Genomic DNA, 14094 nt, shown 5'->3' with positions numbered 1-14094 from the left:
GAGACAGGTGACTACGATGAACAAGAGCAAGGGCGCATCCGTTGCGCTGGTCTGGCTAGCCCGCCTCCTCGGCGTGCTGGTCGTGCTGATGGGCGCAGGGCTGCTGTGGGGTGGCGTGAAGCTCGCCGCGCTGGGCGGCAGCTGGTACTTCATCGCCATGGGCCTGGCACTGCTGGTGTCCGGCGTACTGTTGGTAGCCGCCAGGCCATGGGGACCCAAGGCCTATGCGATCGCGCTCGTGGGTACCCTCGTGTGGTCCCTTTACGACACCGGTTTCAACTACTGGGGCCTGATCTCGCGTCTGCTCACGTTCGCTGGCATTGGCGTACTGGTGGGTGCGGTCTATCCCGCATTGAAGCGGCGCCATGATGGGGGCGTAAGCCGCATCGCGCCGCTCACCACCGTCCTGCTGGCGGTCGCGGTCGCCGTGGCGTTTGGCTCCATGTTCACCCGCCACGGCACCACCCTCGACAGCGCTCAGGTGCCGGCCACCGACGGCTCCGCCGATACGACCACGGCTGACTGGACTGCCTGGGCTGGAACCCCCGCCGGCACGCATTACAGCGCGCACACGGCGATCAATAAGGCGAACGTCAAGGATCTCCAGCTTGCCTGGACGTTCCGCACTGGCGATATCCCGAAGAGCAATGGCTTTGGCGCCGAAGACCAGAACACGCCGCTGCAGGTGGGCAATACGCTTTACGTTTGCACGCCGCACAACGAAGTCATCGCACTGGATGCCGATTCTGGCGAACAGCGCTGGCGGTTCGATCCGAAGAGCGAAGCGCCGAACTGGCAGCGTTGCCGCGGCCTCGGCTTCCACGCTGACGATGACACCACCGCTTCCGCGACTCCCGTCTCCACGGGTGCCATGGGCGAATGCCACAAGCGCATCATCGAAACCACCATCGACGCACGCCTGATCGCACTCGATGCTGATACCGGCAAGCGTTGCGACGGCTTCGGCACGAATGGCGAAGTAAACCTGCACGAAGGCATGGGCCTGGTGAAGCCAGGCTTCTATACGCTCACGGCGGCTCCGCTGGTGGCAGGCAACCTGGTCATCGTCGGCGGCCGCGTCGCCGATAACATCGAAACTGATGAGCCGACCGGTGCGATCCGCGCATTCGATGTCCATACGGGCCAGCTGGCCTGGGCGTGGAACCCCGGCGACGAAGACGTGAAGCTGCCGCCGCTTCCCAACGGAACGTACACGCGCGCCACGCCGAACGTGTGGACGTCGATGGCCTACGATCCGAAGCTCAACCTCGTCTACCTGCCGACCGGCAACACCACGCCGGACCAATGGGGTGGCGAGCGCACGCCGGCCGACGACAAGTACAGCTCGTCAGTCGTCGCGCTGGACGCCGCGACCGGCAAGGTGCGCTGGCACTTCCAGACAACGCACCACGACCTGTGGGACTACGACCTGCCGGCACAGCCCGCGCTCATCGACGTACCCGATGGCAAGGGCGGCACGCTGCCCGCACTCGTCCAGGTCACGAAGCAGGGTCAGATCTTCATGCTGAACCGTGCGACCGGCCAGCCGATCGCCGATGTCGTGGAGAAGCCGGTGGCCGTGGGTCACGCGAAGGGCGAGCGCTATTCGCCGACGCAGCCATTCTCCGTGGGCATGCCGTCGATTGGCACGCAGCGTCTCACCGAGTCGTCAATGTGGGGCGCCACACCGTTCGACCAGCTTTACTGCCGCATCCAGTTCAAGCAGATGCGTTACGACGGTCCGTTTACCGCGCCAGGTGAAGACGTTTCGCTGCAGTGGCCCGGTTCGCTCGGCGGTATGAACTGGGGTGGCGTTTCGATCGATGAAGCGAACCACCTGATGTTCGTCAACGATATGCGCATCGGCCTGTGGACGCGCCTGATTCCACGTAACGCGGTGAAGGGCAGCGGCGGCGGTGTGGAGATGGGCCTCGCCTCGATGTACGGCACGCCGTACTGGTCGGATCGCAACCGCTTCATGTCGCCGGGCGGCATCCCCTGCCAGGAACCGCCGTTCGGCACCATGACCGCGATCAACCTGGATACGCGCAAGATCGCGTGGCAGGTACCCGTCGGCACCGTGCAGGACACCGGCCCCATGGGGGTGAAGCTGCACCTCCCGATGCCGATTGGCATGCCGACGCTCGGTGCCTCGCTGGCCACGCGCTCGGGCCTGGTCTTCTTCGCCGGCACGCAGGACTACTACCTGCGGGCGTTCGATGAATCGACTGGCAAGGAAGTGTGGAAAGCACGCCTGCCGGTCGGCAGCCAGGGTGGTCCGATGACGTTTGTGTCGCCGAAGACCGGCCGCCAGTACATCGTGCTGACCGCTGGCGGCGCACGCCAGTCGCCCGACCGCGGCGACTACGTGATGGCCTGGGCACTCCCCAAGGCGAAGTAAAAAGAAGGGCGCGGTGACAATCACCGCGCCCTCTTTCTTTTCATGTAGGAGCGCGCTTGCGCGCGATCCCCTCATCACTCAATAAAGAACGCAGCATCCTCAGCACCCGCATACCCGGTAAGCGCCGTTAGTACCACGCGCCGCGTCTGCGCCAGCCGCTCTTCGACCCATGCTTCCAACACCGGATCGTTCGGCAACACGAACTCCGCGATACGCGCCGGCGTCAGCTTGCGACCGTAGGAGAAGCGCCACTTCTCTTCGTGCAGGCACGCGGCCGCGATGACCAGCATCGCTTCGCTCAGCGTCTTGCGCGGCAGTAGCACCAGGCAGTCATCGTTCACCGCGCACGGCTCGAACTGCACGAACGCCTCGCCAATCGATCCCGTCTGCGCCACCGTGACAAACGGCGGCTGCATCACCTGGCCAAACTCCAGCCAGCCATAGCATCCGTTATAGGCTTCGGTCGGCGAGATCACGAGGGTCTCGCCATCGGCGATGCCATCGCGGCTGTGCAGTTCCTTCATGCCATAGACGATATCGAACGCATCGCCGATGGTGCCCGGACGCGCGGCATCGCTGAGCGCCTTGGCATTGTCCTTCTTCGCCTGCGACATCAGGCTGCGGTAACCCGCCATGCGGATAGCGCCCTGGCGAACCTGGTCCCGCTGCACGGTGACCTCGCGCGCGTAGCGCGTGTAGAACGAAGCCAGCCGGCGCAGGTGGACATCCACCGCCTCCTGCACTTCCTCGCGGCTGGGCGGCGCGGATGCCACGTACGCACCCGCTGCCCATTCGCGCTCACCGGAGACGTGGCCAAGACCCGAGAAGCCCGGAATGGCACGCTTGTTGACGATGGCGTCCACGGCCTGCGGGATATCGTTCGGCTCGGTCGGCCTCTCCACGCGTATGCCCTTGCGCAGGGTCAGGCCGTCGTGGTGCAGGCGAACGAATACCGTCGCGACGCTCGGGTCGTGCTTGACGCCCTTCTCCAGCACCACCACTGACGTGGTGGCCGAGGCATAGGGCTGGAACAATTCATCGGGCAACTGGCACACCGCGAGCAAGCGGTGGTGCTTCAGGATCTTCTGCCGCCACGCGCCCTTGCTCTTCTTCACGATCAGGCTGGTGGGCAGCACCACGGCTACCTTGCCACGATGCTTCAACGCCTCGAGCGCGCGATCGACGAAATCTTCCGACGGCGTGTCGGAGGCTTTGTGCGGGAATGGCGGGTTCATGAGCACCACGTCCACGTTCCCCTCGGGGAAATCGGGCGCGGTGAAGCAGTCTTCCTGGTGGATCTGGGTGGCGCCATCGCCACGCAGGATCATGTTCGCGACGCACAGCGCAGCCGTGACGGGCTCCGTCTCGAAACCGTAGAGCTGCTTGCGGGCGACCTTCACCATCTCGGCGCGGCTCAGATCGTGCGCGCGAAGGAGACGATCCATCGCAGCGACGAGGAAGCCGCCCGTACCACAGGCCGGATCGAGCACGTGATCGCGCGGGCCCACTTCGCACACATCGGCCATGAACTGGGCGATGTGTCGCGGCGTGAAGTACTGGCCAATGGTGTTGCCGCCGGTGTAGCGGAAGAAGGTCTCGTACAACTGGCCCAGATAGTCGTGCTCGGCGGTGAGCACGCTGACGTTGAGCTTCTCGAGGATGCGGGCGATTTCCACCGCGCGCGTGGCGAGCTTGGCGTTCGCCTCTTCCACGTGCAGGCTGCGGCCAAGCGCGGGCTTGCCGGCCTTTTCGAAGGCACGCAGGCATTCCGCGTTGATATCGGAAAGGATGTGGTCCTCGTCGCGGCGGATCCGGCCCTTGGAGCTCGCCAGCGCCAGCATGATCGCGGCGACGACAGCGGGACGGAATTCGTCCTTGATCTTGGCTTCGCGCAGGAGACGGTTGATCTCCTCGGCACGGCGCGCCAGCACTTCCGGCGGCGGAATCGTCGGGCGCAACTCGGGACGGCCATGCGGCGAGGCCACGCGCTCCAGGTCGGCGCGGTTCGGAATCCAGGAAACCGGCTTGCCACCGTAGGTGACGATGGACCATTCGCCGTCGGCATAGCGCGACACGCGCAGCTCGAAGCTGTCGTCCGAGGTGCCTGCCAGGCCGATCGCCAGCGGGGCGTAGCCCTTCTGCTTGAAGCGCTCGGCGTAGTGCTGGGCCTCGCGGAGGGCCTTGCCGTGTTCGCTGCTGAGCTTCTTGGCCTCGACGACGGCCAGGACCTTTTCGGTGACCTTATCGACCAGCAGCGCTTCGGGATAGCCACTGCCACCACCGGTCTTGCTGGCCTGCTTCAGCGCCTTTTCGATGAGCGGGAACGCCGCGTATTCGTTCTGCAGCAGGACATCGCCCACCGGCGGCTTCTTCGGGGACCACCCCTGGGCGCTCAGCAGCTCGTCGAGCAACTTTTCGCTGCGCCGTTCGGAGATTCCCTTGGTCTTGCTCATCACGACTCCGCTGCCGTCCGCTGTGCGGCAGAAAACAAATACGGTAGGGGGCGGACGTCTCAGGGGGCGAGACAGGCCCTAGCGGGCGGCCCGGGGCGCCAGTTGGCGGAGCGCTAGGCTAGCATGCTTCAGCCTGCGAGGCGCTCCGGACGCGGACAGCCGGGCGCCACCGCGCCCTTGGCTACGGCCAGGGGTTGTGGTCGCGGGCATGTGGATCTCTTCCCGTCGATGTGCTCGTGCAGGCTGTCTGGCACGGGCAGCCACATGGGGTCCAGAACGAAGTCCACGCCCTCGCGGCGGGCGAGTTTCGCCGCGGGCACGAAGTCCGCATCGCCAGCCATGAGGACGATCTGGTCCACCTGACGTTTGAGCGCGAGGGCGGCGATATCTAGCCCGATACGCATATCCACGCCCTTCTGCTTGAGCTGCAGAGTGACGTCCCTATCTGTGAGGCTGGTGAAATCCCGCTTGCCTTTCAGGAGCTGGGCGATGACCTGTGGCTTGATAGTCCATTCAGTGGCGCCGCCGAGGTGCCCCAGGCGCAGTGCCATCTTTCGCTTAGAGCGCAACCGCTCGTGGAGTTGGCGACGAAAGATAGCCTCGTCTGACGCCTCGAAGTTCACGGCGCGCCTGCTGATTGGATTGTGCATCTGCTTCTCAAACGGAGGGCAGTCATAGAAGAAGATGCGGTAGAGCTCATGCTTTATGCCCTTCTCACGCAGGTGGGCAACGGCCCATCGCCACGCAATGTCGGCGGCCCGAGCCGCGTTGAAACGATTCTGCGGTTCGATCGCTCGAAACCGCTTCAGAAAGAAGGCCCCATCGATCAGGATGGCCGTGCCCATGTGCTGCTCCTATTTTTTCCAGCCAAAAAGAAACCCCAAGGTTCGGTTTGCCCTGGATGAGTAGGGGCCGAACGCAGGGGGCTGGATGGAGCGAATGATACGGGAAAGAAGGGTGATGTCAATATATTTTGCAACAAAGTCAATGTGTTAAGTAATTTCTCATTGTCTAGCATCAGCCAGCCGTGACACACCAGGAGAGGCAGCTTCGGCAGGCAAGGCTCTCGCGAGCCGCAGGCCTGCTGCGCGGGTGACGTGGAGGAGCAAGGGCTTCTCGATCCAGTGGTAGCTGAGCAGGGCGAACGCCAAGCCAGCGGCGACCATGCCGGCCCTCAACAGGATGGGATCGACGACGCCAAGCCAGCCAAGGCGGGTGAAAACGGCGGCGACCAGCTCGAAGACGATCAGATGCCAGAGGTAGATGGAAAACGACGCATCGCCGAGGTATTGAAGGGCCCGCGGCATGATCCAGCGTCCGCGCAGCTCAAGAACCACAAGGCCGTAGACGAACAACGCTGCTGGGGCGGCCCACCCAACGACGCGGAGCGGATACGACATCGGGTCGTGAACGACAAACCAGGTTCCCACCAGCATCCAGAGGCTGGCGACTATCCAGGAAGCCCCGTGGAACCGGCGGATGCCTCGCTGCACCAGTAAGCCAATCACCACGCCGAATGAGAACTCGAGCAGGATGGGCGCCAGCAGGTAGTTCCATGGGGACGAAGCGTGCCCGGCGCCCGCGACGGCGGCCACAACGAGAAGCGCGAACCACGCCGTGAGGCCGAGCACGGCCCTCCTCCCGAGCAGCAAAAGGCTAAGCGCGACCACAGCGTAGAAATACACCTCATAGGTCAGCGTCCAGGCGACTCCCACGATGTAGTTGGGCGCGCCGTTGACCAGCGTCAGCAGCTCGATAAGCGGCTTCTCAATGCCCCGCGGCAAGGGCGGCGCCCACAGCATGACCAGAAAAGCTGCCGCGAACGCGATCCAGTAGAGCGGGTAGATGCGGATGAAGCGCTTGATCGCGAAAACGAATACGGCCCTGCCCCGCCCCACCTGTTCAAGATCGGTGATCGATCGCTGCAGGACGTTGTAGATGATGAAGCCGGAGATGACGAAGAAAATATCCACGCCAGCGGGGCCAATCGCCGCGAAGAAGGGCTTGATCCAGTAGCTGCGCGTCGCCCCGAGGTTCCAGAACATGTGGCACGACACCACCATGAGGGCCGCGACGGCACGCAGGCCTTGGATATTGCGGTATGTCATGCCACGCCATTCCCGAAACCGGTGATGTAGGTGCCTCTCGGCGGCCACCGCGTTGCACCGGCGGGTTGCCCGCCCAGTGGCACCCCTCCCACAATCAAGGGTAGGCCCCTCCTGCGCGGACACCCCTCCATGCCCCATCAAGAGCTACCCACCGGCGGTGAACTCGGCCGCATGCTCAAGGCCTGGCGCGGCGTGCGCGGGCTGAGCCAGTTGGGGCTATCACTGGAAACGGGCGTCTCGCAAAAGCACCTCAGCTTCATCGAGAGCGGGCGCACGGTGCCCAGCCGGCAGACCCTGATGGCCGTCGCCGATGGGCTGGACATGCCATTGCGGGAACGAAACCAGCTGCTGCTCGCAGCCGGATACGCGCCGCAATTCGCCGAGGAGAGCTGGGACGCGGCGGACATGGCCGTCGTACGCCACGCCCTGGAACGCATGCTTCGCCAGCATGAACCTTTTCCCGCTGTAGTAATGGATCGCTGGTGGAACGTCGTGATGGCAAACAGCGCCACCACCCGGCTGTTCAATGCGTTCATCGATCTGGATCGCTGGCCACGTCCGCGGAACCTGTTGCACCTGTTCTTCGATCCGGCCGGGTTGCGCCCGTTCGTTCCTGACTGGCCGCGTTTCTCCGCCGCACTGCTACAGCGGGTGCGGCGGGAAGCGGTGGCGGGTGTGATGGATGAGGGAACACAGGCGTTATTGGCGCAGCTGCGTGCTTATCCTGGTGTGGATGACACGGCGGCATTCGAGTCTTCCGCACCCGATCTTCCCGTCATCCCGCTCACCCTGAGCGATGGCGAACGCCGGCTCAGCTACTTTTCGCTCGTTACAACCGTGGGCACGCCGCGTGCGCTGGGGCCTGAGGAGTGGCGACTGGAGTGCATGTCGCCGGTGGATAAGGCGACGGAGGCCTGGCACGCCGCCACTATTCCTGGCGCGTAATTGCTGGTCCTACGCCCGCCGCACAGACTGGCCTCCACACCCAACGCGATGCCTGTGGAGGCACTCATGACCCGCACATCTTCCCGCTTTAGCGACTACGTTTTCAGCGCCCAGCCGGGCTACGACGAACCGAGCCTGCGAGAGGCGTTCTCGCACGCGGTGCCGCTAACGTCAGTCGTGATCTATTGCTATGACCCCCGCGTCCGCGAGATTCCGCAGGCCGTAGCGACGTTCCTGGGCAACCAGGTCTACCCCGGCGAAGTTATCCTCGATGCGAACGGCAGCCGCGTAGGTTCGACGACGACCATGGGCACCGTCTCGGTCGCCGCTGGCCGGGCCGTGGACGCGATTCGCTCCGTCACCGTCGGCGAATATCTGTTCGGTATCGAGACCGTCGTGGTCGTCCACCATTCAAATTGCGGCGCCACGTCGTACACCGCCGACCGGATGGTCGCGAACTATGCGCACGAACACGGCGGCGCGGACATCTCGAAGGCGTATGACGCAGGCTCCGTGAGCATCAGCGATTACGAAGCCTCGCTAGCCTATGACGTGGCGCTACTGCGCGCCGCGCCGGGTGTACCGAGGCATGCCGAGATCCTTGGCTTGTTCTACAACACGGATACGGGCGAGCTTACGGAAGTGGTACGTGATGCCGCTGTTCGCGGGTGATGTGCAAGAAAAGGGGCCCCGCTAGTTCGGGGCTTCCGCTTCTCGACCACGATCAAACGCCCCTCGGCAGTGCGTGCCCGAGCTGAAGACGTTAGGTAGCCATCGCGTCACTTGAGCTGGCGCCAGGCACTCCCCCTTCAGGCGACGCTGGTTTCTTCCTGCGTCTTGGCTTCTTCCTTACCGGGCTCTGGCGGTGGGAAGTGATACCAGGCCTCGTGGGGTGAAGAACGCTTGCAAGACGGGCATGCGGTCTTCGACCAGAAATGGCCACATCCCGGACAGCATCCGGCTGTCCAGAACGTGTTCCATACGGTGAGGCATCCCGAACCTGGCTCACCCGGTGCACACACCCAACGACTTTCAGCCTTTGGCTCCCACTCGCAGAGCGGACAATGGATGTGAGCTTCCTTGTTCATGGAGAGTCCGCTTTTGGTAGGGAGGCATATCAAGAGTGCTTCGGGGACGGGTATAGCGGCGGCCAAGAGGCACCGCGACCTAGAGTGACAGGCGCCCAAGTCCCGGTGCTATTAGAACCGCAAAAAGCACGAATGTGATCAATGCGACGCCGACGAACGCGTGATTCCGGGAAATGGCACCTTCCGGCGCCCGCTTGCGATCGATAGAGGTGAGCAGCATCAGATGACCGAAGGGCGCGATCGCAAAGGTCAGAAACCCGTCGAGCGCGGACGCGGTCGCTCCGCCATGCCACAGCGCACCCAGAAGCGGCGCCGAAAGTGCCGCGGCAAGATAGGGGATGATCAAGCGCGGAGGCTGGCCGTCGACGATGGAGACGGCTAGCTGCCTCATCAGCCTGAGCGTAAGCACATAGCCGATGACGCCAATCACGGCGACGAACAGGTGCCATTCGCTGGGCCAGTGTAGATCCCGGGCAACGTGGCCCCAATCGTCGCTCCCATCGAATGCCTCCCGCACCATCTGGGCGAATACCCAGAAGAGAAGCACGCTCGCGACCGTGAACGAGGAAAGCCTGAGCAGCCCGGACCCTGTTCGACTCACGTGCGCTATCAGTAGCGCGAAACATCCCACTGCGAATGCGCCGATCGGACCGCCGCCATCGGCAAGCCAGCTCGCTCCATCGCAGCGAAACACGAGAAACGTCACGAGGGTGATCGTTCCGCCGTCCAACGCACATCCCAGGCCATGACCGATGACCTCATGCGCTACGGAGCCAATCATCACCACGAGCATGCCGATCGAAGCCAGTACGGCCCAATCGTCGCGACCGGTACATAGCGCCCTGATGCTCTTGGGAGCCCGGCCCATCATTCCGCGCGGCTCGATCAACGCGGCTTCTTCCCAGGCTTCTTCTTTGCCGCCGGCAATTCGCTGGCAGTGATGGCCACCAGCTGGGACATCCATTCCTGGTCGTCCCACATCTCAGGCGGAACGACCGGGCACGGCTTCGCACCCGGATAGGGCGGCGCCTCCTCGTACTCCCCAAGGAAAGCTTTCCCACCAGCCGTCGGCTTGATGAAAAACTGGTCGTCGCAGATCAGGGCGACCACCTTGTCCCCGTGATAGATCGCGTATTCGCCGAACATCTTCTTCGCCGAGATGTGCCCGGCTGATGCGAGCTGGTCGACGATGTAGTCGACGGTGGCCTGTTTCGAACCCATGGTGGCTCCCCCTTTCGACTGCATAGTCTCAAAGGCTGGCCTCAAACGCGACGCAAAAAGAAAGGGCCCTGATTGCTCAGGGCCCTTTCCGGTTTGGCTGGGAGACTAGGATTCGAACCTAGATAAACGGAGTCAGAGTCCGTTGTCCTACCGTTAGACGATCTCCCAAGAAACCTGTCGACGCGCTCTGACCTTGGAGCGTCGAGTAGAAGCGGATTAGCGCTTCGAGAACTGGGTGGCGCGGCGGGCCTTGTGGAGACCGACCTTCTTACGCTCGACTTCGCGGGCGTCGCGGGTCATGAAACCAGCCTTACGCAGCGGCGACTTCAGCGCTTCGTCATATTCGACGAGTGCACGAGCGATGCCGAGGCGGATGGCGCCGGCCTGGCCGGTGATACCACCGCCAGCAACCGTGACCATGATATCGAACTTGTCGCTGTTCTCGGTCAGCTCGAGCGGCTGACGGACGATCATGCGCGACGTTTCGCGGCCGAAGAAGATGTCGAGCGGCTTGCCGTTGACGACGATGCCGCCAGTGCCCTTACGAAGGAACACGCGAGCTGCCGAGGTCTTGCGGCGACCGGTACCGTAATTCTGCTGGATAGCCATGGCGTTTCCTTAGATGTCCAGCTGCTGCGGCTGCTGGGCGGTGTGCGGGTGCTCGGCACCGCCGTACACCTTGAGCTTGCGGTACATGGCGCGACCCAGCGGGTTCTTCGGCAGCATGCCCTTGACGGCGATCTCGATCACGCGCTCCGGGTGCGTAGCCAGCAGATCCTTGAGACTCGTGGTCTTCAGGTTGCCGACGTAGCCGGTGAAGCGGTGGTACATCTTGTCGTCCAGCTTCGCACCGGTGACAGCCACCTTCTCGGCGTTGATCACGACGATGTAATCGCCGGTATCGACGTGCGGGGTGAACTCGGGCTTATGCTTGCCGCGGAGACGGCGCGCGACCTCGGTCGACAGACGACCCAGGGTCTTGTTCGTGGCGTCAATCACGAACCAATCGCGCTTGACGCTCTCCGGCTTGGCGCTGAACGTTTTCATTTCGAAAATACCTGGTTTGCCGCCCACCAAAGGGACGGAACACGGAATCGGTGAAAGCAAAGACGCGAGAGAATATCGATTTATCCTGCATCGCGCAAGCCCACCTATCAGGTGAGCTTCGGGCCGACAATCATAGCATGATGACGCCGCCTTTACACAAGGGGTGCCAGTGGCAAGGGACGCTCGGCGCGACAAGCAGCCGCAGCACGATCACCCCGCCGGGGCACCCGCCCATTGTAACGTGTGCAGGTCCCCACATTCAAAGGAGCCGCCCGTGTCCGTCCGCACCCTCACCCCGTTCGACCGCCTGCTTGCCGGGCTGGAGCGCGCCATGGAAGCCGTCGCAGGCTCGCCCGAGGCCCACCGCGCCTCCCCGGGCGATGCCGTGCCCGATGCCCCGTTGGACGACGCCGAGCGCCGCCACGCGGCCGGCCTGATGCGGATCAACCATGTCGGAGAGGTTTGTGCACAGGCGCTCTATATGGGCCAGGCGGCCCTCGCCCGCACGGAAGACACGAAGGCGCACCTGCTCCACGCGGCCCAGGAAGAGACCGACCACCTGGCCTGGTGCGCGGAGCGGCTGAAGCAGCTGGATGCCCGCCCGAGCCTGCTGAACCCCCTCTGGTACGCCGGCAGCTATGCCATTGGCGTGGCCGCCGCCGCGGTGGGCGACCCGATCAGCCTGGGTTTCGTGGTGGAGACCGAGCGCCAGGTGGAGGCCCATCTGGCCGAGCACCTGGAGCGGCTGCCGGCCCAGGATGACCGTTCACGGGCCATCCTGAAGCAGATGCAGGAGGATGAGATCCGGCATGCGGATGCGGCGCAGGCGCGGGGCGGGATTGATCTTCCGTTCCCGATTCCGGGGCTTATGCATGCGGCTTCGGCGGTGATGAAGGCCGTTGCCTATCGGATCTGAGGCGGGCGGGGATCGCGCGCAAGGGCGCGCCGGTGACGCCACCCGCAACGAAAAAGCCCCGCTTTCGCGGGGCTTTTTGTTACATCAGGTTGCGGCCGTGGAAGAGTTCCTCGATCTCGCGGCGGAGCAGCGATTCGATGCGCTGGCGCTCCTTGAACGAGAGGTCGTCGGCCTGAGCCTCGAACAGGTAGGTGTCGAGGTCGAAGTCCTTGATGTGCATCTTCGTGTGGAAGATGTTTTCCTGGTACACGTTCACGTCGAACATCTCGTACTTCTGGCGGATGTGCTTCGCCAGGTAGTCCTGCACCGAGTTGATCTTGTGGTCGATGAAGTGCTTCTTGCCCTTCACGTCACGGGTGAAGCCGCGCACGCGGTAGTCAGCGATGACGATATCCGACTCGAAGCTGTCGATCAGGTAGTTCAGGGCCTTCAGCGGCGAGATGACGCCGCAGGTGGCCACGTCGATATCCGCGCGGAAGGTGGCAATACCGTTGTGCGGGTGCGTTTCCGGGTAGGTATGGACGGTGATGTGGCTCTTGTCCATGTGGGCGACGACGGCACCGGAGATGGTGTCGCGGCCCAGCTTCTCGACCACCGGCTCCTCGGAAATGAGGATGGTGACCGACGCGCCCTGCGGGTCGTAGTCCTGGCGGGCGATATTCAGGATGTTGGCGCCGATGATCTCGGCCACGTCCGTGAGGATCTGCGTCAGGCGGTCAGCGTCGTACTGCTCATCGATGTACTCGATGTAGTTCTGGCGCTGCTGTTCGGAAACGGCATAGCAGATATCGTAGATGTTGAAGCTCAGCGCCTTGGTGAGGTTGTTAAAACCCTGGAGGCGAAGGCGGGGAAGCGGTTTGACCACAGCGACTCTCCGAGGCCGGGTGACGGCCAGCAGCAGACACGGGTTAGCAGCAAGGGTCCCCGCAACAAAGAAATTGGATGGTGCACGAGCAGACGACCAGTCTGCCCCTCGTTTATGAACAGCCCGAGACAGGGGCTGGGTGCCGAGGGGGTAAAATTATGGGGCAAAGTGGTGAGGATTTGAACAACTTGGGCTCAATCGTCATTTATGGTGGATTTTGGCCCTAGGTTGTCTGCAATAATCCCCCCGGGGACATGGCGAGTCGGCGTCGCCTGACGGAAATCCGTCGGCCGGCCGCTCGATTTGGGGCGCCATGCCATAGAGGCTCAACGGAATCAGCTGTGGCTCAACTCAAATATCTGTTGCAACAGGCGTTCGAACGGTCGCAGGCTCCGCTGAGCTTCGCACCCGATCCGGCCTCCATGAGCCGTTTCCTCGATGCCTGCCATCGTCGCCGTTATCCGGGGAAAACGGCCATCATCCGCCCGGGCGATCCGGCCAACACCCTTTACTACGTGGTAGATGGCTCGCTTGCCGTCTGCACGGAGGATGAGGAAGGCCGCGAACTGATCCTTGCCTACATCAACCGTGGGCAGTTCATTGGCGAGATGGGGCTCTTTGTCGAGCAGGCCCAGCGTGAGTCGCTGGTCCGGACCCGTACCGCGGTGGAAATGGCCGAAATCAGCTACGAGCGCCTCTTCCAGCTTCTGGAAGGCCCGCTTTCCGCCGAGTGCCCGAAACTGCTGTTCGCCATCGGGTCTCAACTGACCCACCGCCTCCTGCGCACCTCGCGCCAGGTAAGCCGCATGGCGTTCATGGACGTGACCAACCGGGTATCGCGCACCCTCCTGGACCTGTGCCAGGAACCGGATGCGATGACTCACCCGGATGGCACCCAGATCCGCATCTCCCGCCAGGAAGTGAGCCGGATCGTCGGCTGCTCCCGCGAGATGGTCGGCCGCGTCCTCAAGCAGCTCGAGGAAGAGCGCATGATCGACGTGTCCGGCAAGACCATCGTGGTTCGCGGCACCCGCTAAGCCGCGGCCCAGA

The 14094-nt window shown here is 63.4% G+C and carries 13 protein-coding genes and 1 tRNA gene; 5 read left to right on the top strand and 9 right to left on the bottom strand.

Going from position 1 to position 14094, the window contains the following annotated elements; genetic code table 11:
* Positions 1-16 precede the first annotated feature (16 nt).
* The gene (locus L2Y96_RS02815; RefSeq protein ID WP_247331845.1) at positions 17-2401 is read left to right on the top strand and encodes a membrane-bound PQQ-dependent dehydrogenase, glucose/quinate/shikimate family; all 2385 of its coding nucleotides are present in this window, start codon (positions 17-19) and stop codon (positions 2399-2401) included.
* A gap of 74 nt (positions 2402-2475) precedes the next feature.
* Here the strand turns inward: L2Y96_RS02815 and L2Y96_RS02810 are convergent, their stop codons facing one another.
* The 3 genes from L2Y96_RS02810 to L2Y96_RS02800 all read right to left on the bottom strand — a co-directional run bounded on the left by L2Y96_RS02810 (position 2476) and on the right by L2Y96_RS02800 (position 6899).
* The gene (locus tag L2Y96_RS02810) at positions 2476-4854 is read right to left on the bottom strand and encodes an HsdM family class I SAM-dependent methyltransferase (RefSeq protein WP_247331843.1); all 2379 of its coding nucleotides are present in this window, start codon (positions 4852-4854) and stop codon (positions 2476-2478) included.
* Between the two features lie 128 nt (positions 4855-4982).
* A complete protein-coding gene (locus tag L2Y96_RS02805) occupies positions 4983-5699 on the bottom strand; it encodes an NYN domain-containing protein (RefSeq protein ID WP_247331841.1) in 717 nt (238 codons plus the stop codon).
* 159 nt (positions 5700-5858) lie between these two features.
* On the bottom strand, positions 5859-6899 hold the full coding sequence (locus tag L2Y96_RS02800; RefSeq protein WP_247331840.1) for an acyltransferase family protein: 1041 nt from the start codon (positions 6897-6899) through the stop codon (positions 5859-5861).
* Between the two features lie 192 nt (positions 6900-7091).
* On the opposite strand from L2Y96_RS02800, the gene L2Y96_RS02795 reads away from it, so the two are divergent.
* Positions 7092-7907, top strand: coding sequence for a helix-turn-helix domain-containing protein (locus L2Y96_RS02795; RefSeq protein ID WP_247331838.1), 816 nt, complete (start codon positions 7092-7094; stop codon positions 7905-7907).
* 66 nt (positions 7908-7973) lie between these two features.
* Positions 7974-8579 carry a carbonic anhydrase gene (locus L2Y96_RS02790; RefSeq protein ID WP_247331836.1) on the top strand — a complete coding sequence of 202 codons (606 nt, stop codon included), beginning with the start codon at positions 7974-7976 and terminating at the stop codon, positions 8577-8579.
* A gap of 495 nt (positions 8580-9074) precedes the next feature.
* Here the strand turns inward: L2Y96_RS02790 and L2Y96_RS02785 are convergent, their stop codons facing one another.
* The 5 genes from L2Y96_RS02785 to rplM all read right to left on the bottom strand — a co-directional run bounded on the left by L2Y96_RS02785 (position 9075) and on the right by rplM (position 11263).
* Positions 9075-9959 (bottom strand): hypothetical protein, encoded by an 885-nt coding sequence (locus L2Y96_RS02785; RefSeq protein ID WP_247331835.1) that lies wholly within the window; start codon positions 9957-9959, stop codon positions 9075-9077.
* Positions 9881-10216 (bottom strand): TfoX/Sxy family protein, encoded by a 336-nt coding sequence (locus L2Y96_RS02780; protein WP_247331833.1) that lies wholly within the window; start codon positions 10214-10216, stop codon positions 9881-9883. The genes L2Y96_RS02785 and L2Y96_RS02780 overlap by 79 nt, the downstream gene beginning before the upstream one ends.
* 94 nt (positions 10217-10310) lie before the next feature.
* Positions 10311-10384, bottom strand: a tRNA-Gln gene (locus tag L2Y96_RS02775).
* A gap of 48 nt (positions 10385-10432) precedes the next feature.
* The gene (gene rpsI, locus L2Y96_RS02770) at positions 10433-10825 is read right to left on the bottom strand and encodes a 30S ribosomal protein S9 (protein WP_247331831.1); all 393 of its coding nucleotides are present in this window, start codon (positions 10823-10825) and stop codon (positions 10433-10435) included.
* 9 nt (positions 10826-10834) lie between these two features.
* Complete coding sequence (rplM, locus tag L2Y96_RS02765; RefSeq protein WP_045828717.1) at positions 10835-11263, bottom strand: 50S ribosomal protein L13; 429 nt, start codon at positions 11261-11263, stop codon at positions 10835-10837.
* A 331-nt stretch (positions 11264-11594) separates the two neighbouring features.
* On the opposite strand from rplM, the gene coq7 reads away from it, so the two are divergent.
* Positions 11595-12179, top strand: coding sequence for a 2-polyprenyl-3-methyl-6-methoxy-1,4-benzoquinone monooxygenase (gene coq7 / locus L2Y96_RS02760; protein WP_247336872.1), 585 nt, complete (start codon positions 11595-11597; stop codon positions 12177-12179).
* A gap of 79 nt (positions 12180-12258) precedes the next feature.
* Here the strand turns inward: coq7 and speD are convergent, their stop codons facing one another.
* The gene (gene speD / locus L2Y96_RS02755) at positions 12259-13044 is read right to left on the bottom strand and encodes an adenosylmethionine decarboxylase (RefSeq protein WP_036109987.1); all 786 of its coding nucleotides are present in this window, start codon (positions 13042-13044) and stop codon (positions 12259-12261) included.
* Between the two features lie 341 nt (positions 13045-13385).
* On the opposite strand from speD, the gene crp reads away from it, so the two are divergent.
* A complete protein-coding gene (gene crp / locus L2Y96_RS02750) occupies positions 13386-14081 on the top strand; it encodes a cAMP-activated global transcriptional regulator CRP (protein WP_247331815.1) in 696 nt (231 codons plus the stop codon).
* Positions 14082-14094 lie beyond the last annotated feature (13 nt).

Origin of the sequence: Luteibacter aegosomaticola (assembly GCF_023078475.1) — a bacterium.
Classification (GTDB): Bacteria; Pseudomonadota; Gammaproteobacteria; order Xanthomonadales; family Rhodanobacteraceae; genus Luteibacter; species Luteibacter aegosomaticola.
This window is presented reverse-complemented; position numbering and strand designations above follow the sequence as displayed.